General features: G+C 37.9%; 30 protein-coding genes. 7 read left to right on the top strand and 23 right to left on the bottom strand.

What is annotated here, in order from left to right; all coding sequences use genetic code 11:
• Window positions 1-184 precede the first annotated feature (184 nt).
• The gene (locus tag AC1D0Y_RS15995; RefSeq protein WP_060745198.1) at window positions 185-1,009 is read left to right on the top strand and encodes a hypothetical protein; all 825 of its coding nucleotides are present in this window, start codon (window positions 185-187) and stop codon (window positions 1,007-1,009) included.
• Between the two features lie 278 nt (window positions 1,010-1,287).
• Window positions 1,288-2,163 (top strand): alpha/beta fold hydrolase, encoded by an 876-nt coding sequence (locus AC1D0Y_RS15990; RefSeq protein WP_060745197.1) that lies wholly within the window; start codon window positions 1,288-1,290, stop codon window positions 2,161-2,163.
• A 235-nt stretch (window positions 2,164-2,398) separates the two neighbouring features.
• Here AC1D0Y_RS15990 and AC1D0Y_RS15985 read toward each other — a convergent pair whose 3' ends face one another.
• The 7 genes from AC1D0Y_RS15985 to AC1D0Y_RS15955 all read right to left on the bottom strand — a co-directional run bounded on the left by AC1D0Y_RS15985 (window position 2,399) and on the right by AC1D0Y_RS15955 (window position 7,564).
• Complete coding sequence (locus AC1D0Y_RS15985) at window positions 2,399-3,862, bottom strand: sensor histidine kinase (RefSeq protein ID WP_477707778.1); 1,464 nt, start codon at window positions 3,860-3,862, stop codon at window positions 2,399-2,401.
• Window positions 3,850-4,527: a response regulator transcription factor gene (locus tag AC1D0Y_RS15980; RefSeq protein WP_049165724.1), complete on the bottom strand. Its 678-nt coding sequence runs from the start codon at window positions 4,525-4,527 to the stop codon at window positions 3,850-3,852. The genes AC1D0Y_RS15985 and AC1D0Y_RS15980 overlap by 13 nt, the downstream gene beginning before the upstream one ends.
• A gap of 7 nt (window positions 4,528-4,534) precedes the next feature.
• The gene (locus tag AC1D0Y_RS15975; RefSeq protein WP_082178509.1) at window positions 4,535-5,308 is read right to left on the bottom strand and encodes an ABC transporter permease; all 774 of its coding nucleotides are present in this window, start codon (window positions 5,306-5,308) and stop codon (window positions 4,535-4,537) included.
• A gap of 13 nt (window positions 5,309-5,321) precedes the next feature.
• Window positions 5,322-6,149, bottom strand: a complete 828-nt coding sequence (locus AC1D0Y_RS15970) for an ABC transporter permease (protein WP_477707777.1) — start codon at window positions 6,147-6,149, stop codon at window positions 5,322-5,324.
• Window positions 6,146-6,871, bottom strand: a complete 726-nt coding sequence (locus AC1D0Y_RS15965) for an ABC transporter ATP-binding protein (RefSeq protein WP_060745192.1) — start codon at window positions 6,869-6,871, stop codon at window positions 6,146-6,148. Before AC1D0Y_RS15965 ends, AC1D0Y_RS15970 begins: the two co-directional genes overlap by 4 nt.
• A gap of 63 nt (window positions 6,872-6,934) precedes the next feature.
• The gene (locus AC1D0Y_RS15960; protein ID WP_477707776.1) at window positions 6,935-7,201 is read right to left on the bottom strand and encodes a YesK family protein; all 267 of its coding nucleotides are present in this window, start codon (window positions 7,199-7,201) and stop codon (window positions 6,935-6,937) included.
• A 51-nt stretch (window positions 7,202-7,252) separates the two neighbouring features.
• Window positions 7,253-7,564 carry a hypothetical protein gene (locus AC1D0Y_RS15955; protein WP_060745191.1) on the bottom strand — a complete coding sequence of 104 codons (312 nt, stop codon included), beginning with the start codon at window positions 7,562-7,564 and terminating at the stop codon, window positions 7,253-7,255.
• Between the two features lie 577 nt (window positions 7,565-8,141).
• Between AC1D0Y_RS15955 and AC1D0Y_RS15950 the strand changes: the two genes are divergently transcribed.
• Genes AC1D0Y_RS15950 through AC1D0Y_RS15940 form a run of 3 tightly spaced genes read left to right on the top strand, consistent with a single transcriptional unit; the run spans window position 8,142 to window position 9,361 of the window.
• Window positions 8,142-8,624 (top strand): DUF2975 domain-containing protein, encoded by a 483-nt coding sequence (locus AC1D0Y_RS15950; RefSeq protein WP_477707775.1) that lies wholly within the window; start codon window positions 8,142-8,144, stop codon window positions 8,622-8,624.
• 28 nt (window positions 8,625-8,652) lie between these two features.
• On the top strand, window positions 8,653-9,132 hold the full coding sequence (locus tag AC1D0Y_RS15945) for a DUF2975 domain-containing protein (RefSeq protein WP_060745189.1): 480 nt from the start codon (window positions 8,653-8,655) through the stop codon (window positions 9,130-9,132).
• Window positions 9,133-9,142: 10 nt separating this feature from the next.
• On the top strand, window positions 9,143-9,361 hold the full coding sequence (locus tag AC1D0Y_RS15940; protein WP_060745188.1) for a helix-turn-helix domain-containing protein: 219 nt from the start codon (window positions 9,143-9,145) through the stop codon (window positions 9,359-9,361).
• 270 nt (window positions 9,362-9,631) lie between these two features.
• Here AC1D0Y_RS15940 and AC1D0Y_RS15935 read toward each other — a convergent pair whose 3' ends face one another.
• The 4 genes from AC1D0Y_RS15935 to AC1D0Y_RS15920 form a co-directional block, all read right to left on the bottom strand.
• Window positions 9,632-10,051: a GNAT family N-acetyltransferase gene (locus AC1D0Y_RS15935; RefSeq protein ID WP_060745187.1), complete on the bottom strand. Its 420-nt coding sequence runs from the start codon at window positions 10,049-10,051 to the stop codon at window positions 9,632-9,634.
• Window positions 10,052-10,295: 244 nt separating this feature from the next.
• Window positions 10,296-10,907: a DUF421 domain-containing protein gene (locus tag AC1D0Y_RS15930; protein WP_060745186.1), complete on the bottom strand. Its 612-nt coding sequence runs from the start codon at window positions 10,905-10,907 to the stop codon at window positions 10,296-10,298.
• A gap of 166 nt (window positions 10,908-11,073) precedes the next feature.
• Window positions 11,074-11,457, bottom strand: a complete 384-nt coding sequence (locus tag AC1D0Y_RS15925; protein ID WP_028409477.1) for a DUF302 domain-containing protein — start codon at window positions 11,455-11,457, stop codon at window positions 11,074-11,076.
• Between the two features lie 120 nt (window positions 11,458-11,577).
• Entirely contained in the window at window positions 11,578-12,294 is a 717-nt protein-coding gene (locus tag AC1D0Y_RS15920; protein WP_060745185.1) for a DUF4396 domain-containing protein, read from the bottom strand.
• 183 nt (window positions 12,295-12,477) lie between these two features.
• Here AC1D0Y_RS15920 and AC1D0Y_RS15915 point away from each other — a divergent pair, with 183 nt between their 5' ends.
• On the top strand, window positions 12,478-12,807 hold the full coding sequence (locus AC1D0Y_RS15915) for a four-helix bundle copper-binding protein (protein WP_060745184.1): 330 nt from the start codon (window positions 12,478-12,480) through the stop codon (window positions 12,805-12,807).
• A 107-nt stretch (window positions 12,808-12,914) separates the two neighbouring features.
• Here the strand turns inward: AC1D0Y_RS15915 and AC1D0Y_RS15910 are convergent, their stop codons facing one another.
• Window positions 12,915-13,757 (bottom strand): LysR family transcriptional regulator, encoded by an 843-nt coding sequence (locus AC1D0Y_RS15910; RefSeq protein WP_477707774.1) that lies wholly within the window; start codon window positions 13,755-13,757, stop codon window positions 12,915-12,917.
• A 117-nt stretch (window positions 13,758-13,874) separates the two neighbouring features.
• Here AC1D0Y_RS15910 and AC1D0Y_RS15905 point away from each other — a divergent pair, with 117 nt between their 5' ends.
• Entirely contained in the window at window positions 13,875-14,618 is a 744-nt protein-coding gene (locus tag AC1D0Y_RS15905) for an SDR family NAD(P)-dependent oxidoreductase (protein ID WP_477707773.1), read from the top strand.
• 83 nt (window positions 14,619-14,701) lie between these two features.
• Here AC1D0Y_RS15905 and AC1D0Y_RS15900 read toward each other — a convergent pair whose 3' ends face one another.
• The 11 genes from AC1D0Y_RS15900 to iolB form a co-directional block, all read right to left on the bottom strand.
• Window positions 14,702-15,418 (bottom strand): nucleotidyltransferase domain-containing protein, encoded by a 717-nt coding sequence (locus AC1D0Y_RS15900; protein WP_477707772.1) that lies wholly within the window; start codon window positions 15,416-15,418, stop codon window positions 14,702-14,704.
• 62 nt (window positions 15,419-15,480) lie between these two features.
• Window positions 15,481-16,422, bottom strand: a complete 942-nt coding sequence (locus tag AC1D0Y_RS15895; RefSeq protein WP_477707771.1) for a sugar phosphate isomerase/epimerase family protein — start codon at window positions 16,420-16,422, stop codon at window positions 15,481-15,483.
• A gap of 244 nt (window positions 16,423-16,666) precedes the next feature.
• Window positions 16,667-17,569: an AraC family transcriptional regulator gene (locus tag AC1D0Y_RS15890; RefSeq protein ID WP_048019455.1), complete on the bottom strand. Its 903-nt coding sequence runs from the start codon at window positions 17,567-17,569 to the stop codon at window positions 16,667-16,669.
• A gap of 119 nt (window positions 17,570-17,688) precedes the next feature.
• Window positions 17,689-17,994: a hypothetical protein gene (locus AC1D0Y_RS15885; protein ID WP_043981198.1), complete on the bottom strand. Its 306-nt coding sequence runs from the start codon at window positions 17,992-17,994 to the stop codon at window positions 17,689-17,691.
• A gap of 122 nt (window positions 17,995-18,116) precedes the next feature.
• Window positions 18,117-19,166 carry a LacI family DNA-binding transcriptional regulator gene (locus AC1D0Y_RS15880; protein ID WP_048019454.1) on the bottom strand — a complete coding sequence of 350 codons (1,050 nt, stop codon included), beginning with the start codon at window positions 19,164-19,166 and terminating at the stop codon, window positions 18,117-18,119.
• A 252-nt stretch (window positions 19,167-19,418) separates the two neighbouring features.
• Entirely contained in the window at window positions 19,419-20,300 is an 882-nt protein-coding gene (locus AC1D0Y_RS15875; protein WP_043981194.1) for a sugar phosphate isomerase/epimerase family protein, read from the bottom strand.
• An 89-nt stretch (window positions 20,301-20,389) separates the two neighbouring features.
• Window positions 20,390-21,427, bottom strand: a complete 1,038-nt coding sequence (iolG, locus tag AC1D0Y_RS15870; protein ID WP_048019452.1) for a bifunctional inositol 2-dehydrogenase/D-chiro-inositol 1-dehydrogenase — start codon at window positions 21,425-21,427, stop codon at window positions 20,390-20,392.
• A gap of 62 nt (window positions 21,428-21,489) precedes the next feature.
• Window positions 21,490-22,677, bottom strand: coding sequence for an MFS transporter (locus AC1D0Y_RS15865; RefSeq protein WP_477707770.1), 1,188 nt, complete (start codon window positions 22,675-22,677; stop codon window positions 21,490-21,492).
• A gap of 113 nt (window positions 22,678-22,790) precedes the next feature.
• Window positions 22,791-24,248: a CoA-acylating methylmalonate-semialdehyde dehydrogenase gene (locus AC1D0Y_RS15860; protein ID WP_162214671.1), complete on the bottom strand. Its 1,458-nt coding sequence runs from the start codon at window positions 24,246-24,248 to the stop codon at window positions 22,791-22,793.
• Between the two features lie 24 nt (window positions 24,249-24,272).
• The gene (gene iolC, locus AC1D0Y_RS15855) at window positions 24,273-25,280 is read right to left on the bottom strand and encodes a 5-dehydro-2-deoxygluconokinase (protein ID WP_048019449.1); all 1,008 of its coding nucleotides are present in this window, start codon (window positions 25,278-25,280) and stop codon (window positions 24,273-24,275) included.
• A gap of 15 nt (window positions 25,281-25,295) precedes the next feature.
• Window positions 25,296-26,114 (bottom strand): 5-deoxy-glucuronate isomerase, encoded by an 819-nt coding sequence (gene iolB / locus AC1D0Y_RS15850; RefSeq protein ID WP_048019448.1) that lies wholly within the window; start codon window positions 26,112-26,114, stop codon window positions 25,296-25,298.
• Window positions 26,115-26,171 lie beyond the last annotated feature (57 nt).

Raw genomic sequence — 26,171 nt, 5'->3', positions numbered from 1 at the left:
TAAGTGCATAATTAATTTTTCTATTACCTTTGTCTTCTTTTAGCACTATTTTTATAAATTCCATTATAATACTTTTTTTAGTTTGCCTATACAAAATGTAACATTTAATAGTATATAAAGATAAATATTCCATTTATATGATATAGTCTTTATATGTAAAAACAAATAGAAATGGAGTTTCAACATGAGGAACATAAGCAAGATAACAACTGGGACCATTACGATAGCTTTGGCGCTTGGATTAATAGGGTGCAGTCACACAAGTTCAAATAATGAGAGCATAGATGGAAGCGAGGCAAAAAAAGAGCTGGCCATAGAGCTGAAATTCCTGCAAAACGAGTGTGAACGCTTAATCAATAAAGACGGAAAGATAGAAGATAAAACGTTTCAAAGCTATAAAAACGATTTTAATCTTCTGTCTGCGTCTATCAATAGTACGTCAAAAGTAGAAACACAAAGTGATAGTGAGCTAAAAGAAAGCATAGCGCAATTAAAAAGAGATGTAGATGCATTAACAGAAAAAGAATATGTAAAATCCTATAAAAGATTTAATTCAAGCAAGACTATCTATGAAGTTACGCTCATGAACAATGTTCATGACGTTATAGATGCAACAAAAATTTCAGAAAAAAGCAATAACGTGTCAGATTCATTTGATGATAAACACTTCCATTCTTCTGAAGCACAAATAAAAAAAGATATGGGGCCTGCGATTGAGCATATTAACACCCTATCTAAATATAAAATAGAACTCATGCAAGATGAAATCCAAAAACATCGCGATAGTTTCACCAAGCTGCAGCTCGAACAATTAAAAAAAGCCACTCATAATTTTGATTTGTCTTTAGACAACCAAATTAAATCTATTCAATCTTATAAACCTATAGGTGAAGATTATAGTGTAAGTAGAGAATTCAGCTATAAAGCATCTGAAAAGTATACCAATGCCTGTGTGTACATTACCGACTTTGAATCTAATTTAGGAATCGCCAAGGCCGGTGATTTTTAAAAAAGCTCTCTAAAAGTACTTTTAGAGAGCTTTTTTTCTGTATTCATTACAAGCTCAAGTTTTTACTCCTTACGTTTTGTACATATTCGCTTTTTCTAAGTCAAGCGAAGCATCACATATAACCTGGGGATATCGGTGTTATTTTTCATAAACAATAACCAAAATAAGGGTTTTAAAAGAGCTTTATAGCTCATTTATCGCGTAAAGAAACCTTATTATTTGATACATCAACTAATAAAGAGTAAAGTTTTTCTATAATAAAGGTGAAAAGCGAAAGGATGAGTAAGATGTTTAAAGATGGTTATGTAAAAGTGAATGATGTAAACCTTCATTACGTAACAAAAGGTGAAGGCGAGCTTATGCTGTTTTTACACGGCTTCCCTTACTTTTGGTATACGTGGCACCATCAGTTAGAAGAGTTTTCGAAAGATTATCGCGTGGTAGCTGTAGATATGCGAGGCTATAACTTATCAGATAAGCCAGAAGAAATTTCTTCTTACAGCATGCCCCTTTTAATGGAAGATGTAAAACAGTTAATTGAAGAGTTTGGTGAAAAAGAATGTGTGTTAGTGGCACATGATTGGGGCGGCGCTGTTGCATGGGCATTTGCTTATACATATCCGCAGTATGTCAAAAAGTTAGTGATGTTTGATGCACCGCACCCTTACACATTTATAAGAGAGCTTGCTGAAAATCCTGCTCAGCGAGAAGCAAGCAGCTATATGAGCTTTTTCCAACAGCCAAATTCTCAAGATGAGCTACTCGAAAATAATAGCGAAAAGCTAAGAAACATGCTGACGGAGCCAGGCATCAAAAAAGGCTATTTAACAAAAGAAGAAGAAGCTAAATACGTAGAGGCGTGGAACCAGCCGAATGCAATGAAATCCATGCTTAACTACTACCGTGCGTCTTCTCTTTATCCATTTGAAGAACGCGTTCATCAACCTGTTGCACTGCCGCATAAAGTATTTCAGTCTCCGACTTTAATTGTATGGGGAAATGCGGACGAAGCGTTTGAAAACAGTAATTTAGACGGCATCGAAGAATACGTTCCAAACGTAACGATCCACCGCTTAGACGGTGTGGGACATGCGCCTCAGCATGAGCAGCCCCAAAAGGTGAATGAATTTATGAGAGACTTCTTACGCAAATAAAATCGAAAAAGACTGCAAAGCACAGGATACAGCCGCTTTGCAGTCTTTTTTATAAATTATAAAGCATATTATCAACTATTCATTTCTATTATTGGACTATTTTTCAACGTTTCAACAAGTGCATACCGGGTACAAATTTTACTGTACAGATGCAGTCCCCCAAAGGAACATGTACATTTCTTTCTTACTTACCCTTTTTTGAACTCTCTTTTTTGAGGGTTCTTTTTTTACGCGTTTACTTCTTTCCCATTGGAAGAACAATCTTAAACAATGCTCCTCCCGTCTCTTTATTATCGGCCGTGATGCTTCCCCCATGGTTTTTCACAATAGAATGAGCAATATAAAGACCTAGCCCTAAGTTTCCGTGACCGCTTGTTCTCGACGCATCTTCTCTGTAAAACTTTTTAAACAGCTGTTCTTTGTTGGATAGTGTAAACCCAGGCCCCGTATCATGTATTTCAAAGATTACTTCGTTGTGATGAATCACGGTATTCCAAGCTATCTCTCCTCGTTCAAGCGTGTAGCGAATACAGTTTGTGATGATATTATCTAACACTTGAGAAATGCGCTGGTGATCTCCGTAAAATTGGTTTGATGCATCTTCTACACTAATTGAAGATACAAATGCAATCTCTTTTTTTTGACATAAAAGCTGAAATTCGTCTGCTTTCTCATGAACAAATGTGTTGATATCAATAGGCTCACTCTTTACGGAAAAGCCTGGATTTTCTATGACCGATACTTCTTGCAGCTGATTTAATAGTTGAATAGAACGAAGTGTATTCGTGTAGATCGTATATAAATATCGATTAAGCCTCTCCGGGTCCTTTTTGCTTCCTTCTACTAAAATTTCGGTATGACCGTGAATAATCGTAAGAGGCGTTCGTAAATCATGTGCAATCGCAGCCGTCATATCTTTGCGGTCTTCTTCTAGCTGCCACTGTTTAGCTAGCGATTGCTTTAATTCTTTCCGCATTTCTTCAAAGGCATGAAGCAGCTGGCTTAATTCTTTTGCGTCTTGAGTGACGGACAGCGAAAAATCTAAATTATTATGCTGAATATTTTTAGCTGCGGTCATCAGCTCATTAAAAGGCCGTTCAATTTTTTTGCTAAATCGTCTTCCAAATAAATAAGCAAACAAATAAAAATAAAGAAACGGACTGGCTAGCGATACAAATGTGACAAGCGCAACGATCCATTTAATATTTGGGTTAGTCGAAGCCATGTTTAATTGATATCTTAGCGCAATGGCCCCGTTTACTTCGTCTTTTGAATTAAAAAGCGGATACACTTTTATAATATATTTACCTGAATGGATATTTGTATTGACCTGAGAATAAAGATCCCTTTTATTTTTCATGTATGAAGTGGACGTGGATCCATACACGATTTTTCCTTCTTTATTTATAATTTGATAATCCATTCCTTCTAGCGGAATAACCGATTCTACTTGGCTTTGAACATCTTTCGAAAGAAGCTCATCATCTTTTTTATTCACAAACTGCAAAATATCAGGAATTTGTTGTTCATAATAATTTGCTGGATTCAGTGCTCCGGGCATAAGAAACCAGTTCACTAAGATGACAATTCCCCACGTTAAAAGCGTCGCAAGCAGGCTGTACAGCAAAATTAAATGAAAAGATAAAACAAACTGCGCTTTTAACGTCGCCCGGTTCATCCATTTTTTTATTTTACCCATTTGTAGCCAATTCCCCAAACCGTTGAAATGTAAGGTGTTTCGTCATATTTTAATAGTTTTGCTCTAATTTTTTTCACGTGTTCTGTAATCGTAGACGAATCGCCTTCCGCGTCGTAGCCCCAAACTTTTTCATACAGCTGCTCACGTGTAAACACCTGACCTGGATGAAGAGCGAGGAAATGAATAATCTCAAATTCTCTTGAAGTAAACGGAATCACTTCATTGTTATGTAAAATTTGATAGCCGTTTAAATCAATGGTTAACTCTCCAAAATGAAGCCTGTTATAGGAGTTACTATTAATTCTTTGCTCCCGGCGCAGATGGGCGTAAATCCGGGCTTTTAGTTCTTTCATGCTAAAAGGCTTAACTAAATAATCATCTCCACCGACTAATAGTCCTTTTACTCTGTCCTGCTCCGTTTGCTTGGCGCTTAAAAAGATGATGGGACATGATATGCTTTTTCGGATCATTTCACAAAGAGCAAAGCCGTCCATGCCTGGCATCATCACATCCAGCACAATTAAGTCTGGATTTATTTTTAACTTTGTTAACGCTTCTTGACCTTCGTAAGCAAACACCACCTCATATCCTTCATCTTGCAGCGCATCTTTCATAAACGAAATAATGTCTTTTTCGTCGTCTACTAGTAAAATTGTTTGCTTCATCTCCAGCTCACCCTACCCATTCTTTCTTTTTCCATACGAATAGGTTTATTATAAGGCTAATAAGCAAAATTGGAAATAATAGGTTTACTAAAAATTCAGAGTTTGGCCTGCTTAATTCATGAAAAACAGAATCGGTTACGGAGAAAAAGAAGCTTAGTTTATCTGACACATACACACTTCCAATTAAAGCACCAATAGTTGCGACGTAAGATAAAATGGAATTAGGCATAAGAACACTCAGGATACTCCCGATACTAATAACCGCTATAAAGATGCAAAAACAAATGCCGTAAAATTTTAGCGAATACAGGAACGCCCCTAAAGTCCCTAGCGTATGTCCGCCTAAAAACGTTGTTTCGTTTACGTGAGGCATAGCTAGCTTCCCAACACATGTGCCCACTACCCAAGTAATACAAAGAATAAGAAAAACTAACAAACATTGAACGGCCCATTTTACAAAAAACAGTTTTACACGATGATGCGGTCGAATCAATACCATGCGCAAAGCTCCGGACGTGTACTCGCCGTTAAAACTATCTGCCACAAACATCGGAATGACAATAAACGTAATAACAAACGACAGTTCTCGAAGAAACAAAGGCGCGGAATTTAAAGAATCAATTTTCACGTCATGATCTGCATCAAAAAACGAAGTGCCTCCCATTCGAAATAAAAAGAACCAAATAAAAGCAAGTAACCCTGCGTACACGGCTAATACAGCCGCTGTTTTCTTTCGTTTAAACGTTCGCTCTAATTCACTGATAAAAAGTCCTGTCATCATGTCTTCTCTCCTTTTATAAAAATGATTCTTTTTTTCGAATCGCTACATACGTTAAACCGCTAAAAAGTAAAATATAAAATCCTAAAACGCCGAAATTCCAGCCTACAAATTGCGGTTTCTCTGCCATCATGACTGTGATTCCCTGCCATTGAATCATCGGTACAGAAGTAAAGAAAAGCTGTCCAAAAAGCTCTTCACTCATCCACTGCTTAAATCCCGTTAATAAAGTTGGATACGAAAAGGAGATTAGTATAAAAGCAACACCAATTCCAACAGCCGTAGTGGTCGTTTTGCTGATAACAGAGATAAAAAACAGCACACAGCATATCGCAATAGTCGTCAAGTAGGCATATCCATAGAATGAAAGATTATATACTAGCGCTTCTTTTATGTTAAAAGCATGACTGTGATAAAACACAAAGTAGGTTTGCGGATGTTCAAACATCAGAAAGCCTATCACATAGCTCATACAAAAATACGTAATAAAAAACAGTGCATTAAACAGCAGAATCACTATGGCTTTTGCTAGGATAATTTCTTTAAACGAATACGACCGGATCATGACCATTCGCAGCTGTCCTGACCGGTATTCGCCGGTAACAACGAGCGTAATAAAAACTAAGAACATGGCATTAAAAACGGTAAATAACATTTCAGCTAAGCTCAGTACAGGAAAGTTTCCTGCAAACGTATACTGTGGTAAATCGACTGTGAGTGCTCCGTTTTCTTTTTGGAGATAGGATGAAGCAGCTAATAGTACTACCGGCACTAACAAAAAGGTCAGCCACGCCAATTTTCGTTTCCAAAGTCTTTCCCACTCCGCTACTAAGAGATCCTTCATTGCGACACCAGCTCTACAAACGCATCTTCAAGATTTTTACCGGATGCTAACTGGTCTAAAGCGCCGTCCCATATTAGCTCTCCTTCTCGCATCACGACAATTTGATCACATACTCGCTGTAATTCATCCAGCAAATGACTAGAAATCAAAATCGTTTTGTTATAGTCCCGTTTTAAGGTGAAAAGAAGCTCGCGCAGTTCACGTACGCCCATTGGATCTAAGCCGTTGGCTGGCTCATCCAGTATTAATAAGTCCGGGTCGCCTAAAAGCGCTTGAGCAATTCCGAGCCTTTGCTTCATCCCAAGAGAATACGTTCGAACTTTATCATTTTCTCTGCCGGTTAGCCCCACAATATCAAGCACTTCTTTTACTTTTTGCTGCCTTTCTTTCTTTGTTGAAAATGAATGCAGTCGAGCTAAATTTGTCAGGTTTTCCTTTCCTGTCATATAAGGAAAAAAGATGGGTGACTCCACAATTGCGCCAACGCTTTGCAGCGCTTCTTTTCTTTGTGAAAAAATATGTTTGTTATTAATAAAAACTTCTCCCCCGGTTGGTTTAATCAACCCCGTCAACAAACGAATTAAGGTCGTTTTACCAGCACCGTTTGGCCCTAGCAATCCGCATATTTCCCCTTGGTTAATTTGAAACGATACTTCTTTTACTAAGTGACGACGCCTTACTTTTTTTGAAACGCTTCTTACCTCTAAAATAATATTTTTCATATTAAATCCCCCCTACACGTAGTATAAGAGGGATTTATAAAGAATTTATAAAGTTTATAAAAATTATTGTACAGGCTTTTTAGCTACAATATAGGATACAAACGCGAATAAAAGCAAAAACACAGATAAAAACAAATAGCCCGCACCTTCAAAACCTCTTACCTCTACATAGCCAATATAAAAAAGAACGGCGGCAGCCATAACGGCTAGCATTGAAGGAAGCATTCTAATGACTTTGTTCCACTTCATCTTTCTGAACAGCCAAGTTACAAGGATTACAAGTACGCTTGGCAGTAGCGCAATCAACAAAGGACCGCCTATCATCATCATCTATCAACCTCTCTAAATCCTCATCATTCACCTATAATAAAAATAATAAGCTTACGGTTCAGAAATGCCATTCGCAATTGCTAATAAAAAAATCAAAACAGAAAGCAAAACAAAAAAGAGGCTGTTTGCGATAATGCTAAACCACACAATGCTTGGTCTCTTTGTTCGAACTCCTAAAACTAATGCCACAATAAAGCCAATATCTATCGCAAAAAACAGCCACAGCAGAATGGTCAAATCACCGGTTTCACTTGGGAAAATTGAATTTTGGGGAAGCAGCCGATTTGCAAAAAATACAACAAACGCAGCCGCCAGTAAAATAACGGTCAATACAATCGGTTTATTTTCTTTTGATATACTCATTTCAAATACCTCCTAACTAAAGGAAATAATACCATATAATGTCAAAATAAAAATATACAGATTCCATAGTCTCAACATCAAAAAGAAAAAAGAACATAGATTTTTGCTAACGGGTGCTTTTCTGGGGTGAAAAACTTAATTTCATCATGTATTTTTATCGTGAATTGATACATAAATTCACGTTTCCCATTTGCTTGGTATTACTTCTATATTTGCTATTTCCTCTAAATCCAAGCAGGAATTCGCATGAAAATTCTCTAATATGGAAATAATTATTCGAATTTAAGTGAATTATTTATTGAGTTTTAAGAATATTATTTATTTCAAGTAGGTTCTGATATCTTTCGTTGTTGATTCATTTTATTAAACTGTTAAGAAGTTTTGTTGAAAAAGTTGTAAATGTAACCTTCTAAAGTAAGAGCATTTTTTCGTATTGAGAAATGCTTTTTATTTTGTTTAAAATTAAAAGGATATTTCAATAACAACAATAATATAATAAAAAACGATAATATTTTATTGTAAAACGATAAATCATATGTTAAATTCTTATTATTATTAAATAAGTGAGGTGTTTTTTATGAATGTTAAACGAGGCTCTACCACTTTCTTAAAGGTAATAATTTTTCTGATTGAAATTGCAGTGCTTGCCGCATGTATATTTTTGTTGCCTGAGGCAGCCAGAAGAGATGCTATAGAGCGTCCTGGTGATTATTCGTTATATCCACTGTTGGTATGTACATATGGAATATGTATTACATTTTCTTTGGCGTGTTATCAAGCTTTTAAACTTTTAACCTATATCGAGAAGAATAACGCTTTCTCTGAGTTATCTCTTCAATCTTTGAAGGTAATAAAAAAATGCACTTTTACTGTCATTTTGTTTATTTTATTAGCAATAGTTTATTTAAGGGCGCATGCTCAATTCACAGATGATGATGCAGCAGGTCCAATATCTCTAGGTCTAATGGGCATCTTGGCAACAAGCATCATCGCAGCCATTGTGGACGTGTTTCAAAAACCTATAAAGAATCTCCTGGATCTACAGACAAAAAACGATTAATATTTTGAAATATAGAAGAGGTGTTTTTATGAAGATAGTAACCACATTATTTTTGAAGATAGCAGTTATTCTCATTGGAATTCTAGTTCTCACTTTGTGCATATTTCTAGTTCCTGAACTGGCAAATGCGGTAGCGGAGTTCTTAGGTATTCATTCCATAAAATATATCATTTTCATCCTTTTATATGGAGGAACATTACCTTTTTACTTCGCCCTTTATCGAACTGTTAAACTGTTGAGTTATATTGATAAGAACATTGCTTTCTCCGAATTGTCTGTTCGAATTTTAATGAGCATCAAATACTGCGCCATTTCTATCTGTAGTTTGCATGTCTTAGGTTTGCCCATCTATTATCTCGTGGCAGATAAAGACGATGCCCCAGGTCTCATTTTTGTTGGAATGGTTATTCCTTTTGCTTCGTTGGTTATCGCAGTTTTTGCTGCTGTTCTCCAAAGGCTGTTGCAAGAAGCGATTAACATAAAATCAGAAAATGATTTAACGGTCTGAGGTGAAGGATATGGCAATTATTATTAATATTGATGTGATGTTAGCAAAACGAAAAATGAGCGTAACGGAGCTTTCAGAGAGGGTTGGAATTACTATGGCGAATCTTTCCATCCTGAAAAATGGAAAAGCAAAAGCGGTTCGTTTTTCAACATTAGAAGCAATATGTAAGACTTTGGATTGTCAGCCAGGTGATATTTTGGAGTACAAAAGCGACGAAGGCAATTCATAATAAAAGACATCAAATTTTTTCAACCATAATGATGAGGTAGTGAAATTAAAATGAAGGGGCAGCTTAATTGCTGTCCCTTCTCTGCTTTTATTGATTTATTTAATTAGAGAACTCGATTGAGAATTATATTAATATTGGTTACAAAAAGTGTAATGTGATTTGTAATATTTACACCTCAAAAGGGAACACGTTAGATTTTTCTGCGTCCTCTTTATTATTCATTTAGTACATACTCTAAAATGTCAGCCGATTGACAATCTTAGGCATAGCTCATTCCAAATACTCTTCCGCTAAAAAAGGATTTAAATAACGAGCCATTCCGGTTTTCATTTTCCGAAATCCTGCTTTTCTATAAAACTCTTCATTACCTGCTGTAGAAACAAGATGAACGCAGGAAATATCGTCAAGCTGAGCAAGCAAATTTTTTATAACTTTCTGTCCAATTCCTTTGTTTTGATAATGCTCATCAACCACAACATCATAAATCGCAGCATTAAACACACCGTCTGAAAGAGCTCTGCCAAATCCTGCTATGTTATCTTCATCATAAGCAATCGCTACTACGTTGCTTGATTGAAATACTTTTTTAATTTTTTCTTCATTATGGTTCGTCCATCCTACCGAGTGATAAATTTCTTTCATTCTCGACCACTCAACATTTTCTATACAATTTGAAAGGAAAATCTTCATGGAACCTACTCCTTTTATTTTTATACAAACTATTTCTGTTTTCAAAAACAAAAGTCCTTGGTAAATCGTTACAAGTATGTATACGATAAAAACCATCCTACATAGTGGTAATGATTTATAAACGTTAGCTTCTGAGTTTAATCCCAAAAAAGGTTCAAATCATCTGCGATTTGAACCTAAAATAACTATGCTCATTTACTTAATAATCATTATACGAAAAAGACGACTTTTTCTAGTGACTGTATCACTGAAGGTATTTAGGGTTTGGTTTAGAATGGTGCTCAATTTCTTCAAATATATCTGAAGAAGGGTTAGACGACACTTTGTTATGTAGATCTTGCGCAGGGACGCTAGTTTGAGAAAAAGATGGCATATATAATTCCATTAACTGTTTAAAGTCACCTACAGTCAACGGTTTTGCATCTTCTTGAAGTTCGTACCCTAGCTGTCCATTTGGTTCAATTGTTGCAGTTTTAACATCTTTTATAGTTGATATGCCTGCATTTCGTAATCTCATTTCTAATTGATCGGCGGTTAAACGTAATTTTTTAAGCTGCTTAGTATCTAATTGGCCATTATTTATAACGATTTTAGACTTACCTGTCAGAAATTTTTCAAACCCATTAAATTTTAATTGTAAGTACTCTAAAACTAAAATAGCAAGAACAAAGATAGCTGCCCCGCCAATCGCTTTTAACATACTTTTTTCAACAATGGGCTGCACGATGATGGTACCTAGAGAAAGCATAACGACCGTTTGAGCGAGCGTCATTTGAGCAATCGATTTTCTCCCCGCTATTCTTAGTAATAATATTCCCGATAAAATCAAGATTGCAGATTGCCAGATAAAATTCATACTATCATCCTTTTTACTACAGTTTGCTTTTAGAGTAGGCAACTGAAAGCAAATTATTCATGTATCAAAAATTCCGTTTGCACTTCTCATATCTTAATAAGATTAAAAAACAAAAAGATACCCCTCAGGTATCTTTTTGTTTTGATATTTTTTCTCTGAGTAACACTTACACCGATTGATCAATACAGCGGATTAACCTTGTTTCAATATCTTCTGCCAGTCGTTGAAGCTCTTCATTATGAAGCATATTAATCATTGCCGTAGGTCTAGGCATGCCAATCTTTGTTTCACTTCCATCTTGATATACAACCATTTTACAAGGCAGAAAGTATCCTACTAAAAGGTTTTGCGAAAGAACACGCTGAGCTTCTTTCGGATTGCACACTTCTAATACTGTAAACGGTGTATGAAAGTCCTGCCCTTTTTCCTGTAGCTTTGCAGTTAAATCAAAATTCCACAACACACCGAACCCTTCGCTTTTTAAGTTTTCTTCTAGAGAACTAATCGCTTCTTCTAAGCTTTTCGATGTTTTTACCGTGTAATCAAACATCAAATCTCCTCCTGTTAAATTAAAATGATTTCCTTTTTTAGACGAAACTCGGAGTCGATACTATTCTGCCCCATCCTGTAGCTTTAAACCTGATATCAACGGCAGCAGCCCCAAGTAAAATTACATCGCATGTTTTACACCTTTTTTAACAAGTACCCAGTTCGCTGGATAGCTTGTACAAAAGCCAATAATCATGGCGATTTGCATCATGAACCAAAAGACCGCGCTGTCTGGTTTGGGTGCCTGTGTAAAAAAGACATAATGTGATAAAGCCATCCAGCCAAACATGCCGATTTCAAAGGCAATAAGGGACCACGTATCCGCTTTTAACGCGTTTTTCAACTCTTCTTTTGAGCTATTATCTTTCATACTCATGCCGTAGTATTGAAAAGCAATTCCCGCTATATAAGCGAGAATAAATTCCGCTACGTAATCCGCAAAAAGTACACTTCCGGCAATCGTCCACCCTGTTAAAAATACAATCGGTGCACCAATTAAATCTCCAATCGAGCACCCGCTGCTGCAGTGCGTAGTCGATACAAAAACACTTTGCCAAAAAGGCTTTTCACTATGATGGTGCTCGTGATGATGACCCTCATGAGCATCATGCGTATGATCAGAGGAATGATGAGCATGATCGTGTTTTTTTCGATCTTTACGCCCTAATTTAAAGTAAAACCATATCCCGGCGACAGGAAAATATAGCCCCGTAATAGGCCACACAATATTCATCACAAACATCATCTGCGGATGCCTGATCACGTCGATTGTAATAACTAAAAATTGAATAATTCCGATTGCAATAGCTATATACGAAAGTATTTCTAGCCAGCTCATGTGCTACACTCCTTTAAGATTTATCTATCAACCACATACCCTCCACCCCTATATTTAAACGTAAAAAGAGAGACTGCTCATTACTTAATAAGTTTTACAGCACTCTTATGTTTATTATGTTTACTAAACTAAACGATAGTCTAATGTAATAGAGAGAGAAGAAAAATAAGGAGGAATTTTACAATGTCTCACGAAAATTATCAAACCGTTATTCAAACGCTGCATGACTGTATGAGTGCCTGCAACCATTGTTTTGATGCTTGTCTAAAAGAAGAAAATGTGGGTATGATGGTGAACTGTATCCGTTTTGATCGAGAATGTGCAGATATTTGCGGATATTTGGAACAAGCTCTAGAAAGAGGAACGCCTTTCGTTGCTGAACTGGCTGGAGTTTGCGCCGAAATTTGCGAAAAATGCGGAAATGAGTGTAAGAAACACGATCATGACCACTGTCAAAAATGTGCGGAGGCCTGCTTGAAATGCGCGGATGAGTGTAGAAAATTAGCTGCATAATCTTTAGAACATAAAAAAGCTAGAACCCTTGAAGCGCATTTCAGGCATTAAGGGTTCTTTTTAATGTATTGGAAAAGAGAAGACATCACGCCACCTCAGGACAGAATCTATAGACTCCCTAAAAAATGAATAAACTTTTTAAGACTTTGAGAGCGCTGCTTCCCTTTCTTTACTACAAAATCAATATGAACGTCTTCTGAAAGCTCTTGATATTCAATGCTTTTCATATCACCACGAGAATTTACTACGCTAGCCGGGACTACACTCATGCCTATTCCATCACGAACGCCTTGTAAAATAGCTTCTAATGAATCAAATTCCATAATATTGGCTTTATGTATATGATGTTTCTTTGAAAACTCTAATAGTCTGTTTCTATAGATGCAGTTTACATCACTATTAATGAGTAACGTTAGTTGACCTGTTTCTACTCTCTCTGCGGATAGAGGTGAAATAAGCACCATTTTTTCTGCATAGTGATAAACCGTTTCAAACTGAGCCTCATTATAGATACCGCTAAGAAAAAGTCCGTCAATTTCTCCGTACGAGAGCATTTCTTGTAAGGCTTGTTTTCTATCTGTTTTTATTTTAACTTCAATATTTTGTTGTTCTTTCAGAAAAGATGAGAATAAAGAAGGAATTTTAATAGCGGAAATCGTCTGCGAGGCACCAATAATCAAGGATCTTTTAAACTTATTCGGATTAACTTCTGCTTTAGCTTCCTCCATTAAACGTAAAATACGCTGTGCGTAGTCAAACAAAGCTTCCCCTTCGTTTGTTAACGTAACTCCTCGATTTGTACGTATCAATAATTTGGTGTCTAATTCTTCCTCTAGATTTTTAATCCGCTGGCTGATATGCGGCTGCACATACCCTAATACCTCCGCAGCTTTTGATAGTGACTTTGCTTCTGCGACACATTTGAAAATTCGTAAGTCTTGGCTTTCCAATTGTAATTCCTCCGTTGATATCACTTTAAATGATACCTCTCTTAGTATTACCTATTATATCCTTTTTTCCATCGAAGATATAATAAAAGATGTTAAGAGAAAGGAAGGTTTATAGAAATGAACGATTTTAAAAATAAAGTATTTATTATTACAGGCGGCGGCACTGGTATAGGCAAAGCAACGGCTTTAAAGTTAGCTGACATGGGCGCGAAACTTGTTATAAACTACAGCGGCTCAGAAACAGAAGCGAAAAAAGTTGTGGAGGAGATTATAGAAAAAGGAAGCATGGCTTTTGCTTTTAAAGCGAATGTAGCCAACGAGCACGAAGTGAATGAAATGATTCATCAAACCATTGCACAATTCGGACGGTTAGATGGATTAGTGAATAATGCTAGTATTACAGCTCAAATCCCCATGAATGACTTAGAGTCTGCAACGGATGACATGTGGGACTCTTTATATGATGTAAACGTAAAAGGCATGTTTCACTGTGTAAAAGCAGCCGTTCCACATATGAAAAAACAAAAGTCAGGAACGATTGTTAATGTAGGAAGCGTTGCCGGTACAACTGGAATCGGCTCTTCTATTCCCTATGCAGCAACAAAAGCAGCAATTCATACGATGACTAAGTCGTTAGCCATTGCACTCGCACCACATATTCGAGTAAACTGTATCTCTCCTGGTGCAGTCGACACAAAATGGTGGTCTGGCAACGAAGATAAAATGTATCAGCTGGCAGGAAACCTACCTCTTCAGCGCATTTCTTCTCCTGAAGATATCGCAGATGCTATTTTGTTTCAGTTAAAGCAAGAGTCCATAACAGGCCAAGTGTTTACGATTGATAACGGGCAAACTCTTTAAGCATACGTGAATATTCCTAAAAAAGAACCCCACTACTAGCAAGAAATAGTAGCAGGGTTCTAACAAGGCTACTGATTCAACCTCTATTTACCCAGTGAAAATCCTTCAAACAGCCGGCCTCCATGTGGCGCTAACACTTTATCCACCAGTTGAATTACTTTATCTTTATTTCCTGTTTTATAAAAGGTATCAAATGCCTCTACAAACTCTTTACTAAAGCGTTCATTATAATCATTCAAAGACCGGACAATCCATTTAGAATCCCCGATCCAATGACCATTCGTTCTTAAAACAAATTCATGCGTTATGTAAGCGAGCGTGTTAGCAATAAAAAGTGATTCACCTTTATTTGAAGAACCAATTAAATCATCTAAGGCATCACTTATAAAATATCTTTTTAATCTAATCGTCTCTTCCGACCATTTTTCCGGGCCTTTTTCTAGTAATTGTTTCGCTTCTTTTTTTATAGACTGCATCACTCCTTTATCCGCTAAAATAATTCCCTCGGAAATCATTCTCGGCAGTGACGGTCTAGCCCTCTTACAGTCGCTTTTAAAAAAAGCTTGGTATGAAGCCAGGTTATGAGCAAAAACTTCAATGGCCCATCCAAATTCAATGAGTGACTCCCTAACAGAAGAGGTAAAACTCTCATCAAAAATAACAAGGTCAAGGTCGGACGTGCGCGTAGTTTCTCCTCTCACCACGCTTCCAGCGAGTAATGCGCCTTGACAGTTAGGGTAATGTTTAAGAATGAATTGTGTAGCTGCCTGCAGCGGTTCTAACCTTTTTAGCTCTTTCATCGTATTCCTCCAAAAAACAATATATATGGTTTTTCTGGTTAGAACGTGTAAATTCCTTTAAATTAAAAGCTAAGCGTTTGTTTTAATGCCTGAATAGAAGTTCGAACCCCTGCTTCAACTGACATTGTTAAATCTTCCATTTCTAAAGAAACTTCTTCATCATAGCCCATCATCTTAACAACAGAGAAAAACTCTTTCCACCACTGTAAATCTTGACCACAGCCTACGGCCACGTAATTCCAGGCTCTATTTGCTACATCCGTCACTTCTTTTGTTTCCATCACTCCGTTCACTCCTGATAGATGTCTCTCAAGGCGCACGTCTTTTCCATGAACATGGTGAATGGCTGCTCCTAATTCTCTAGCTGACAAAATAGGATCTGCGCCCATCCAGATTAAGTGGCTTGGATCTAAATTTAATCCTACGATAGGTCCTACCGCATTACGAAGTTTAAATAACGTTTCAGGGTTATAGACTAGTTGAGAGCTGAAGTTTTCAAGAGCGATTTTTTCAATATCGCAGGCTTCAGCTTTCTTAACGAGCTCTTTCCAGTAGGGGATGGCTACTTCATTCCACTGGTAATCTAAAATCTCTTTTAACACTGGAGGCCAGCTTACTGTATACGTAATCCAGTTTGGAATCTTGTCTTCAGGACTTCCGGCTGGTAATCCGCTCATCATGATCACTTTCTTTACACCTAATAACTTTGCCAGTTCAAACGTTTTATCCGTTACTTCCCGATGTTCTCTTCCCAGTTCACCTGGATCTAAAGGATTTCCAGAACAGTTTAACGCACAAAGCTTGATGTTACGCTTTTCTAATGCATGTAAAAATTCACTTCTCTTATCATCACTTTCTACTAATTCATTTAGTTTTAAATGGGGTGCCGGAGACCAACCCCCTGTGGTCATTTCGATTGTATTGATTCCCATCTCTGCGATTACATCTAACATTTCTCCAAAAGGTAAATGTCCCAAACTGTCTGTTACATAAGATAATTTCATTGTCTTCTCCTCCTAAAAATTTCGTCTGCAGCTTTTAATCTCAATAAGCTAAAAACACTGATTGTAAACGTTTTTATTTAATTTTAATAAAGTATAGCTATTATTATATAATTCCGAATCTTAATCGTCTTTGCTTTAAGAAGACTACTTTTTATCTTTTCAGGACATTTTTGAACCTTATTAGTTTTATTCCATAAAAATAACTCTCCTCTGCTTGGGACACATGTAAGCAAAGAAGAGTTGGCTAATCTTTATATGCAGTTGTTTTTAATTTTGTATATAGATTACGAAAACGTCCTGGTGAACTGCGCATTGAAGCTGTAAAAACCCGCGTAAAGTAGTGAACATCTGGAAATCCTGTTTCTTGAGCAATATCTCTAATCGATAAATCAGTTGTTTTGAGCAGTATCACAGCTCTTTTAATTCTTTCATTTTGTACATATTCCGAGTAGCTGACACCTAATTCAGTTTTAAAGAGACGAGACAGATGCCGGCTAGATAGGTGTAAATGAGTCGCTGTCTCCGTAAGTTTAATAGAATTGGCTAGATTATCTTTAATGTATAATTTTGCTAGATTAAGGGTTAAAGAAGATGTCTTTTGAACAGCTTTCTGATAATGGTAATTTAAAGGCAAAACAAAAGTATTTATGAGCGAAAGAATAAGAGAATGAGCTAAATTTGTCAGTATTTCTTCAAAAAAGACATCTTCTCCTTTTGCGGCATGGTTCAAAAGAAACTTCCAAATGAATGGAGCCGTTCCATCTTCTTTTACATCTATTACTACTTTAGAACATCGTTTAGCTTCTTCTATTAGCTTGATGCACTTTTCAGTTGATTCTGATTCAACCAGTTCAAAGCCTACATACAAGAGAAAAAGCCCCCTATCGCTTTTTATGTGGTGTAATACGCCGGGCTTTGAAAGAAATAGTGTATTTTCTTTTACCGGATAGGGATGCCCGTCGTCTATATAAATTCCTTTCCCTTCAAGCACGTAACACACCTCAAAGAAAGAATGTTTATGAGAGACATTATCATAGTGCTTGGGCATAACTCCCCAATAATGAACGTGAAAAGACGCTCCGTTTCCTTGTGTACGATGAACACGTTCATTTAAAGAAATTTTCCCCGCGATAAGATTAGCTGTCATATGCTTCACCCCCTTCTTATCTGAAGGAATCTGTAATTTATAAGAAATTTCAGAATTTAAATTCCGTTAAAATGTGAACATGATTGATGACGATGATTAGCCGTTTTATGTCTGACAGCTTAACTAGTTACAGAAGATGGTTTTATTTCTTTAATTGTTTTGACGATAAACACCGGAACAGGCAGCAAGCTGAGTTTTCCTAATGAAGTAATGATGCGAATATACTTCATTTCACCTTCCACATCAATTTCATCTCCGATACTCCAGCATTCCATTGATTTTTGGCTAAGAACAGGAAGAATTTTCAGTGCATCGCCATCAAAGGAGATGTTATCTTTCACCTCTAAAAAAGAAAGATGATCCATTCTTTTATAGTGATGCTTTGGATATGTTCTTTTTTTGAATACTGTTCCCTTAATCCTCACTAAAGTCACCTTCTCTTTTTTATCAGAGTATTCCTTCCGCTTTGCTGTAAACAAGAGAAGACAAAGGTGATGGTCTCTCTTGTTTACTTCTCAGCAAAAAACATCATAGCATGTAAACAGCACTAGTTAATTTTCTTAGCTGAGCCTTCAAGCTGGATAAAATTTTTCACTGTAGCTTTACTTCCGCAAGACTCGCGTACGATTAGTTCATCTTTTAATACAAACTTTTTTTGTTCTAAGGCTTTTCCGCTCATCAATCCAAGCAGTAATTCCATCGCTTTTTTTCCAATTTCATATTTAGGCTGCTCAATTGTTGTAATATGCGGTTCAATGATATCCGACATTTTTGAGTTATCAAATCCGACTACAGCTATATCTTCAGGCACTTTTAACCCGCTGTCTTTTGCGGCTTTTATCGCTCCGATCGCCATTTCATCGTTAAAAACAAATACGGAAGTTGGCCGTTGTTCTAACGATAATAAGCGAATCATTTGATGATAACCGGACTCTAGGCTAAAATCTCCTTCTTGAATAAAAGCGGAATCCACGGGTAAATCGTGGCTAATCATCGCTTGGCGGTATCCTTTTAATCGATCACGGCTTAAGATAACATTCATAGGACCAGTGATATGCGCAATTTTGGTATGCCCAAGGCTTATTAAATGCTCCGTTATTTTTCGCGCCCCGCTAATATTATCAATAGATACGGTAGAAATATCTAAGCCATCAATGTACTCACACGCAAGAACCGTAGGGAACTGTCTGGAGACTTGTTCAATTCTGTCTTTATCCATACGGGCTGTTAGAAGGATCATGCCGTCCGCTTGCTTTTGGAATAATAAATCAACAAACTCTCCTTCTCGCTCAATGTCATTTTCTGTATCTCCTAAAATTACTCGGTAACCGCTGTTAATCGCCGTATGCTGAATTCCTTTAAGAACTTCAGAAAAAAACGGATGAGTAATATCAGGAACAACTACTAAAATGGTTTTTGTTTCTTTTTTTCTAAACTGTCTTGCGATGATATGGGGCTGATAATTTAATTCTTCAATGGCTTTTAAAACTTTTTCCTGCGTTTCTTTGCTTACTAGGTGGGGCTGACTAAGAACTCGCGAGACAGTAGCTGGAGCTACATTAGCTAGTTTGGCCACATCACTCATTTTAACTGACATACGTTCACTCACCTTTATCTGTAGTAATTAACATTTTATAATAAAAAGTTCTATCCGTTTTGCATCTATCTTTATTATACATTACTAGCATAATAAAGCCTCTCTTTATCATCATGATGGAGTCCGGATAGAACAATTAAGGCTATTTTAAACTAGCTATGCCCACAAGTTCTGATCTTCTTTCAAGCATAAACCATGAAAAGTGATGCAAAACATATCTCGTTATGCTTTGCATCACTTCAGTCAATCACGTTAAATGTTTAGGCCTTCTTTAATATTTAATCCTTCTCTAATTGACTTTAACGTTACTTCGTTTGACCATTCCGGTCGATCAGGGTAAGCAAATACAGAGTTTGTTACGATGCCGTCAAATTTAATTTCTCTTAATTTGCGATACAGTGCGTCAAAATCAATTTCTCCTTCACCAGGATTTAAATGCTGGTGAATCGTTACTTTCGCATCAGGTGGATTTACAATATAGCGCAGTCCAAACGCTGCTTTATGGTTAAGAGTATCGGCAATCAGAACGTGTGCAAGCAAATCACCTGCTTCATCAATATGCTTTGCTACATCGCCAATGCCATCGTCATAAAAGAAAGCATGAGGGACAGAATAAACTAATTTAATCCAGTCTTTGTCCAGCGCACGAATCATTGCAATTGCTTCTGTGTTTAACTCAATAAAATCATTTGGATGCGATTGAAGGTTAAGCTTAATTCCTTCTTTTTCAAAAATCGGCATCAGCTCTTCCATCGATTTAACAAAAGCCGCTTCGCTTTCAACAGGGCGGCTCTTGTCGCCGCTGAACTCACTGTTCATTAAATCTACTTCCAGCTCAGAAGTAATTTCGATTGTACGCTTCCAGTTCCTTACTGCCGCTTCACGTTCCTGCTCATTTGGTGAAGACCACTGCTGTACCGGAAGCACAGACGAAATCTTTACCCCCGCATCGGCACAGTATCTTTTTAAGTCTTTTATACGCTGTCTATCAACTTTTGGATATTCATAAAACCAAATAAAATCTTTGCGCGGAGATAACTCTACGTATTCATAGCCTAATCTTGCAACTGTATCAATCGTATCTTTTAAACTTGTATTGTCACGGTAATGTGACGGATCATATGCTAAACGCAATGTAAGGCTCCCCTTTCTTTTATGCACACCAGACGTGTCCATCCCCTAAGTTTTAATTAAGCTGTTTTGTAAGCAAACCGTTTTTACAATTACAGTTTGCCTGCTGCAGTTAACGTTTTATGGTAGAAATCAGGACGTTCACCTAACGAAATAGGAACAATGTTTCCTGATTTTTTTGCTTCTAAGCAAGCATCTGAAGTAACGGCCGCAACGTAACCGTCCCAAGCAGTAGGTCCATTCACTTCGCCTTTAAGCGTTGAGTTAATCCAGTCTTGCAGCTCTGTATCATAAGAGTCAATGAATCGATCTTTCCAATCTACTAAAATTTCAGTAGATTTTTTTGCTTCACTGCGCAACACGACGCTTGAAGGCTCAGGTAAATTAGCGATTCCTGTTTCTCCTACTACTTGACATTGAATATCATAGCCGTACTGGCAGTTTACAAAAACCTCAGCATCAATTCGAACGCCTTGCTTTGTTTCAAGCAGCACCATAATTGGATCTTGCAGATGTTCAAGTGCCTTGCTCGTTTTTCGCGGTGCCACGATTTGAACAGATACATAATCGTCATTTAATAACCAGCGCAAAACGTCAATTTCATGGATGAACGTATCAACAATTGACATATCGCCCGTGTATGTATCAGGTACCGTAGGATTTCTGTGTGCGCAGTGAACCATTAATGCTTCACCAATTTGCCCGCTTTCAATCACTTTCTTTAAAGCACGATACCCTGTATCGTAGCGGCGCATATAACCAACTTGCACCAACGGCTTGCCGTGTGTAATTTCAGCGTCAACGATTCTTTTACAGCCTTCTGCCGTTGTAGCAAGCGGCTTTTCGCAAAATACAGGTTTTCCAGCTTGAATCGCTGCCAGCACAAACTCCTCGTGCGTCGGCCCCCAAGAAGTCACAACAACTGCATCTACTTCTTCTGATTTAATTAACTCATGTCCATCATCGTAAATAACGGCATCCAAGCTTTGATTTTTTACCACAGCTTTTGCTTGTTCTTGGTTTACATCCGTAACCGCAACGATTTTTCCGCCTGATAACGTGTTTGTAATTCTTCTAATATGATCTTGTCCGATTGCTCCTGTTCCAATAACACCAATTTTCAACACCATAATCTATGGCCTCCTTTAATATGTGAGCTTTAAAAATAGAAATAAATGCTTGGTTCCACGTTTTATTTTGCTTTAAAAACTTTATATGACGCTTCTTTCTTATCCCATGCCGCTGCAAAAACAGTAGCGGTTAACCCTAAGGCTGCTGCAAAAAAGAAGCCTGCTTTAAGTCCCGTCCAAGAATTTAATATTCCTGCAGCAAAAGGACCTCCGAATATCCCTAACGCATACAGCGCTTGATAGCCTCCCATCGCCGTAGCTCTTTTTTCTGCAGCTATTCTTTCAATAGACATTCCTAGCATAAGAGGAAACACTAATCCTAATGAAAACCCGTTCACGCTTTGAATGATACAAAGCAAAAGTTTATTTTCCGTCATAGGAATCATACAGGTAAAGAATGCAGCCAGAAAAAAAGCGGCCTTCAAGATGCTCCATTTTCCAAAGCGCCAAACAAATAGCTTTTCCATAATAAGAGGAGCAGCCGCATGAGGGATCATAAAGGAAAAGACAATCAAACTCAGCTCGCTCTCTTTAAATCCTGCGCTTAATGCGTACGCAGGAGTAAAACCAAACATGGTCGTGAAAATAAAGCTGTGTGCTAGAATAGACAGCAGCGAAATTTTTAATAGCGACGGCTCTTTTATTACGCTCATTAATTCTTTAAGCTTTATAGGCGATCTCTTTACGTTCTCTTTGGGCTCGTAAATGAAAAGAGAAAGAATAGTGCCTATTACACTCAAGATTGTTCCTATCCAAAACGGAGCATGCCATCCCCACTCACTTACAATGTAACCGCTTAAACTCATACCCAAAAGCTGAGCCAAAACCACTATAAACGAAATGATATTCATAGCACGAGTCGTTTTTTCACGTTCAAAGTAGCTTGAATATAAAATCGTAAAGGCAACCCACGTTGCAGCTGCCAATCCAGCCAAGCAGCGTGATATAAACACGCCTATTAAGCTATCGGTCAACGAAAATAGCAGGCAGCTTGACATGCTGGCTATCATGCCGAAGATAACAAACGGTTTTCTCACTTTCACAAAGTCTGAAAAGATCCCGAGCGGCAAGCGACATAATAGCTGCATGAGTCCATAGCTGCTTAACACTACACCAATAAAGGCATACTTGCCTCCCAGCCCTTCCATATAAGGAGACAAAATAGGTACGTAAATAAACTGTGAGAACCAAAAGATAAATGAAACGGCTGCAAAAAGATACTTATCTTTGACGGTACTTATAGCACTCAACTAATCACTTCCATTTTGTTGCGACGAAAAAACCGACTTTTATTTTTTTATACGATTGTACTACAGGGTACTAGCAAATGTCGCTAGTATCCCATCGTACGATAAGTAAATTCTTAGTAGCGTGCCGTAACCATTTTCTTTCTTGTATAAAACTCTACGCCGTCCGTACCGTTGGCATGAAGATCGCCGTAGAAAGAGTCTTTCCAGCCTGAGAATGGGAAGAACGCCATAGGTGCCGGCACCCCTACGTTCACTCCTAGCATGCCTGACTCAATATTTTCACGGAACTCGCGTACACTTGCGCCGCTGTCTGTATAGATACAAGCACCGTTTGCGAATCGAGAGTTATTAGCTACTTCAATAGCTTCTTCTAATGTTTTTACACGCACGATAGAAAGCACCGGTGCAAAGATTTCGTCTTGCCAGATTTTCATTTCTTGTGTAACGTTATCAAAAATAGTGGGTCCAACAAAATAGCCGTTCTCTTTTACCGCGTGATCTTCTCGGCCGTCACGAACTAAGCGAGCTCCTTCTTCTACGCCAGCTTCAATATAGCTAAGCGTACGTTCTTTATGGTTTTCACGAATAACCGGCCCTAAGAAAACATCTTTTTCTAATCCGTTTCCAATGACAATATTGTTTGATTCTTGAACAAGTCGTGAGATTAATTCATCTGCCACGTCTTCTTGCACCGTCACGACAGATGCTGCCATGCAGCGTTCACCTGCTGAACCGAAAGCAGCTCCGATAATTTGTTTTGTTGCTACGTTTAAATCTGCATCGTTTAATACGATTGAGTGGTTTTTAGCACCCGCTAATGCTTGAACACGCTTTAAGTTTTCTGTACCTTTTTTATACACATATTCAGCTACTGGCTGTGAACCTACAAACGAAATTGCTTTCACTAATTTATGTTCAAGAAGGCCGTTTACCACATCATGCGCGCCGTTGACAATGTTTAATACGCCTTTTGGCAATCCAGCTTCTTCAAATAATTCTACTAATCTTGCTGCTAAAAGCGGCGTGCGCTCAGACGGCTTTAATACAAATGTATTACCGCAAGCAATTGCAAGAGGGAACATCCAGCAAGGAACCATCATCGGGAAGTTGAACGGCGTGATCCCGCCAATAACACCGATTGGATAGCGATACATGCCAGACTCAATGCCCGTTGCAATATCAGGAAGCTGTTTTCCCATCATTAACGTAGGAGCACCCGCTGCGAATTCTACACATTCAATTCCGCGCTGTACTTCTCCGCGCGCTTCATTAAAGCTCTTTCCGTTTTCAAGCGTCACAAGCTTCGCTAACTCGTCCCAGTTATCTACTAATAGCTGCTGATATTTAAATAGAATACGTGCACGTTTTGGCACCGCAGTTTTTGCCCATCCTTTGAAGGCTTCATTTGCAGCCTGTACCGCTTGATCTACATCTGCTTTTGTGGAAAGAGGTACCTCTGCAATGACTTCACCCGTTGCAGGATTATAAACTGGTTCTGTCAGACTTGTAGATGAATCCACCCATTCGCCGCCAATATAGTTTTTTACTGTTTTTACTGTTGTTTGTGTCATGTTCATTCTCCTCTCAATTTTTGATTACGCTTGTTGCAGAACTTCTTCGGCTGTATCCATAAACTGCTTAATTTCTTCTACAGTTGGCATTGCATCTGAAGAACTGTGTTTTGAAATAACGATGGAAGCAGAAGCACCGCCAAATCTCATCGCTTCAGGAATTGTAAACCCTTGCATTAACCCGTAGATAAAAGCAGATGCGTAAGAGTCGCCAGCTCCAAATGTTTTAAGCACTTTCGTTTTAAAGATGCCGCCTCGATGAGACTGGCCGTCTTTTGTATAAGCAATCGACCCTTCTCCTCCATGCTTGATTACGACAATCTTAGCATGATGGGAAAACCATCGTTCAGCTGTAACTTGATCATTTGATTCTTCATAATTTAAAAGCTTTTCCATCATATCGAATTCTTCTCGCGTACCGATTATTACGTCTGATTTTTCTGCCGCTAAATTATAGTAGACGGCAGTCTCAGCTTCTGATTCCCACGTATACGGACGGTAGTCCACATCAAAGAATACAACTACGCTATGTTTTCTCGCATATTCAAGAGCAAGAAACACGGCTTCTCTTGAAGGACTTTTAGCAAGAGCAGTTCCAGAGATAAGCAGCGCTTTTGATTGCTTAATATACTCTTCAGAAACTTCTGTTGGATGGAGCTTTAAGTCTGCCACGTTATCACGGTACATCAGGATGCTGCACTCTTCAGGACTTTTAATTTCAGTAAAGGCAAGTCCCGTTACGGCTCCTGTTTGATCAATTACAATGCCTTCAGTGTTAATGTTATTTTGATTTAAATATCTAGTGCTGAACCGCCCCATTTGATCATCTGACACTTTTCCAATAAAGCCTGTCTTCATTCCAAGCCTTGAAAGACCAATGGCGATGTTAGCAGGAGATCCTCCTACGTATTTTGTAAACGTCATCGTTTCTTCCATTGGGCGATTAAATTCATTTGCATTTAAGTCGATGCAAAGCCTTCCTACTGCAAGAAGGTCAAATCGCTTTTGTGAATCAAATGTTAAATAACTCATACTCGCGTCGTCTCCTTACTTTAATGCTAATTTTTCTTCCATAACCCATTCATGATCTTTGCTATTATTAAATTTCCATGTTCGGACAGGACCAGCCATGACGTTTAAATAATAAACTTCATAACCTGGAGGCGCAGATACCGGGTGATACCCTTTAGGAACCAAGACTGCATCTCCATCTTTAATGACCATTGTTTCATCTAGAGATTGATCGTCCGTATATACTCGTTGAATTGCAAATCCATGTCCTGGGTTGACTTTATGGTAATATGTTTCTTCTAAATACGATTCATGCGGCAAGTTGTCTTGATCGTGCTTATGAGGAGGATAGCTTGACCAGTTTCCTTCCGGCGTAAACACTTCCACTACTAGCAGACTATCGGCCGGCTTTTGTTCTGGAAGAATGTTATGGACTTGTCTCGCGATATTTCCTGCTCCGCGATGCTCTACGCCTACATCCTGCGGCGTAATTAAACGAGCAGGGTATGTACCTTTTCCAGGTGCTGCGCAAACTGCAATTTCTAAGTCGGTTACAGCTTCTACTTCATAGTGATCATCATTCGATACATATACGGAGTACGGAGGGATTTTTTCAAAGATATTCATTCGCTGTCCGATGTTTTCCCATTTCTCTTCTTTTGTAGAAATGTTGGACTTACCGGTTAAAATCACAATACAAATCTCTTGATTTTCCGTATTTTTTTTTAGCTTTTGGCCTTTTTTTAATGAGTAAACGTCAAAGCCAATGTACTCCCATCCTGCAGATTGTGGGGTGATGCTTAGTACGTTTCCATCACTGTCAGCTGTTTGTGTTGGTACGATTAAATCAGCCATTCCTTTCCACACCTTTCTATTTCTTATTTTTTAACGTGTTTATGCTAGGGACACTCT

Source organism: Priestia sp. P1_B12_1 (assembly GCF_056406695.1).
Note: the sequence above shows the minus strand (reverse complement) of the source record. Positions and strands in the feature narration are given on the sequence as shown.

Coding starts and splice junctions, on each gene's coding strand:
- AC1D0Y_RS15995 (WP_060745198.1), top strand. CDS start 185: ATGAGGAACATAAGCAAGATAACAACTGGGACCATTACGATAGCTTTG.
- AC1D0Y_RS15990 (WP_060745197.1), top strand. CDS start 1,288: ATGAGTAAGATGTTTAAAGATGGTTATGTAAAAGTGAATGATGTAAAC.
- AC1D0Y_RS15985 (WP_477707778.1), bottom strand. CDS start 3,862: ATGGGTAAAATAAAAAAATGGATGAACCGGGCGACGTTAAAAGCGCAG.
- AC1D0Y_RS15980 (WP_049165724.1), bottom strand. CDS start 4,527: ATGAAGCAAACAATTTTACTAGTAGACGACGAAAAAGACATTATTTCG.
- AC1D0Y_RS15975 (WP_082178509.1), bottom strand. CDS start 5,308: ATGATGACAGGACTTTTTATCAGTGAATTAGAGCGAACGTTTAAACGA.
- AC1D0Y_RS15970 (WP_477707777.1), bottom strand. CDS start 6,149: ATGAAGGATCTCTTAGTAGCGGAGTGGGAAAGACTTTGGAAACGAAAA.
- AC1D0Y_RS15965 (WP_060745192.1), bottom strand. CDS start 6,871: ATGAAAAATATTATTTTAGAGGTAAGAAGCGTTTCAAAAAAAGTAAGG.
- AC1D0Y_RS15960 (WP_477707776.1), bottom strand. CDS start 7,201: ATGATGATGATAGGCGGTCCTTTGTTGATTGCGCTACTGCCAAGCGTA.
- AC1D0Y_RS15955 (WP_060745191.1), bottom strand. CDS start 7,564: ATGAGTATATCAAAAGAAAATAAACCGATTGTATTGACCGTTATTTTA.
- AC1D0Y_RS15950 (WP_477707775.1), top strand. CDS start 8,142: ATGAATGTTAAACGAGGCTCTACCACTTTCTTAAAGGTAATAATTTTT.
- AC1D0Y_RS15945 (WP_060745189.1), top strand. CDS start 8,653: ATGAAGATAGTAACCACATTATTTTTGAAGATAGCAGTTATTCTCATT.
- AC1D0Y_RS15940 (WP_060745188.1), top strand. CDS start 9,143: ATGGCAATTATTATTAATATTGATGTGATGTTAGCAAAACGAAAAATG.
- AC1D0Y_RS15935 (WP_060745187.1), bottom strand. CDS start 10,051: ATGAAGATTTTCCTTTCAAATTGTATAGAAAATGTTGAGTGGTCGAGA.
- AC1D0Y_RS15930 (WP_060745186.1), bottom strand. CDS start 10,907: ATGAATTTTATCTGGCAATCTGCAATCTTGATTTTATCGGGAATATTA.
- AC1D0Y_RS15925 (WP_028409477.1), bottom strand. CDS start 11,457: ATGTTTGATTACACGGTAAAAACATCGAAAAGCTTAGAAGAAGCGATT.
- AC1D0Y_RS15920 (WP_060745185.1), bottom strand. CDS start 12,294: ATGAGCTGGCTAGAAATACTTTCGTATATAGCTATTGCAATCGGAATT.
- AC1D0Y_RS15915 (WP_060745184.1), top strand. CDS start 12,478: ATGTCTCACGAAAATTATCAAACCGTTATTCAAACGCTGCATGACTGT.
- AC1D0Y_RS15905 (WP_477707773.1), top strand. CDS start 13,875: ATGAACGATTTTAAAAATAAAGTATTTATTATTACAGGCGGCGGCACT.
- AC1D0Y_RS15900 (WP_477707772.1), bottom strand. CDS start 15,418: ATGAAAGAGCTAAAAAGGTTAGAACCGCTGCAGGCAGCTACACAATTC.
- AC1D0Y_RS15895 (WP_477707771.1), bottom strand. CDS start 16,422: ATGAAATTATCTTATGTAACAGACAGTTTGGGACATTTACCTTTTGGA.
- AC1D0Y_RS15890 (WP_048019455.1), bottom strand. CDS start 17,569: ATGACAGCTAATCTTATCGCGGGGAAAATTTCTTTAAATGAACGTGTT.
- AC1D0Y_RS15880 (WP_048019454.1), bottom strand. CDS start 19,166: ATGTCAGTTAAAATGAGTGATGTGGCCAAACTAGCTAATGTAGCTCCA.
- iolG (WP_048019452.1), bottom strand. CDS start 21,427: ATGGTGTTGAAAATTGGTGTTATTGGAACAGGAGCAATCGGACAAGAT.
- AC1D0Y_RS15860 (WP_162214671.1), bottom strand. CDS start 24,248: ATGACACAAACAACAGTAAAAACAGTAAAAAACTATATTGGCGGCGAA.
- iolC (WP_048019449.1), bottom strand. CDS start 25,280: ATGAGTTATTTAACATTTGATTCACAAAAGCGATTTGACCTTCTTGCA.
- iolB (WP_048019448.1), bottom strand. CDS start 26,114: ATGGCTGATTTAATCGTACCAACACAAACAGCTGACAGTGATGGAAAC.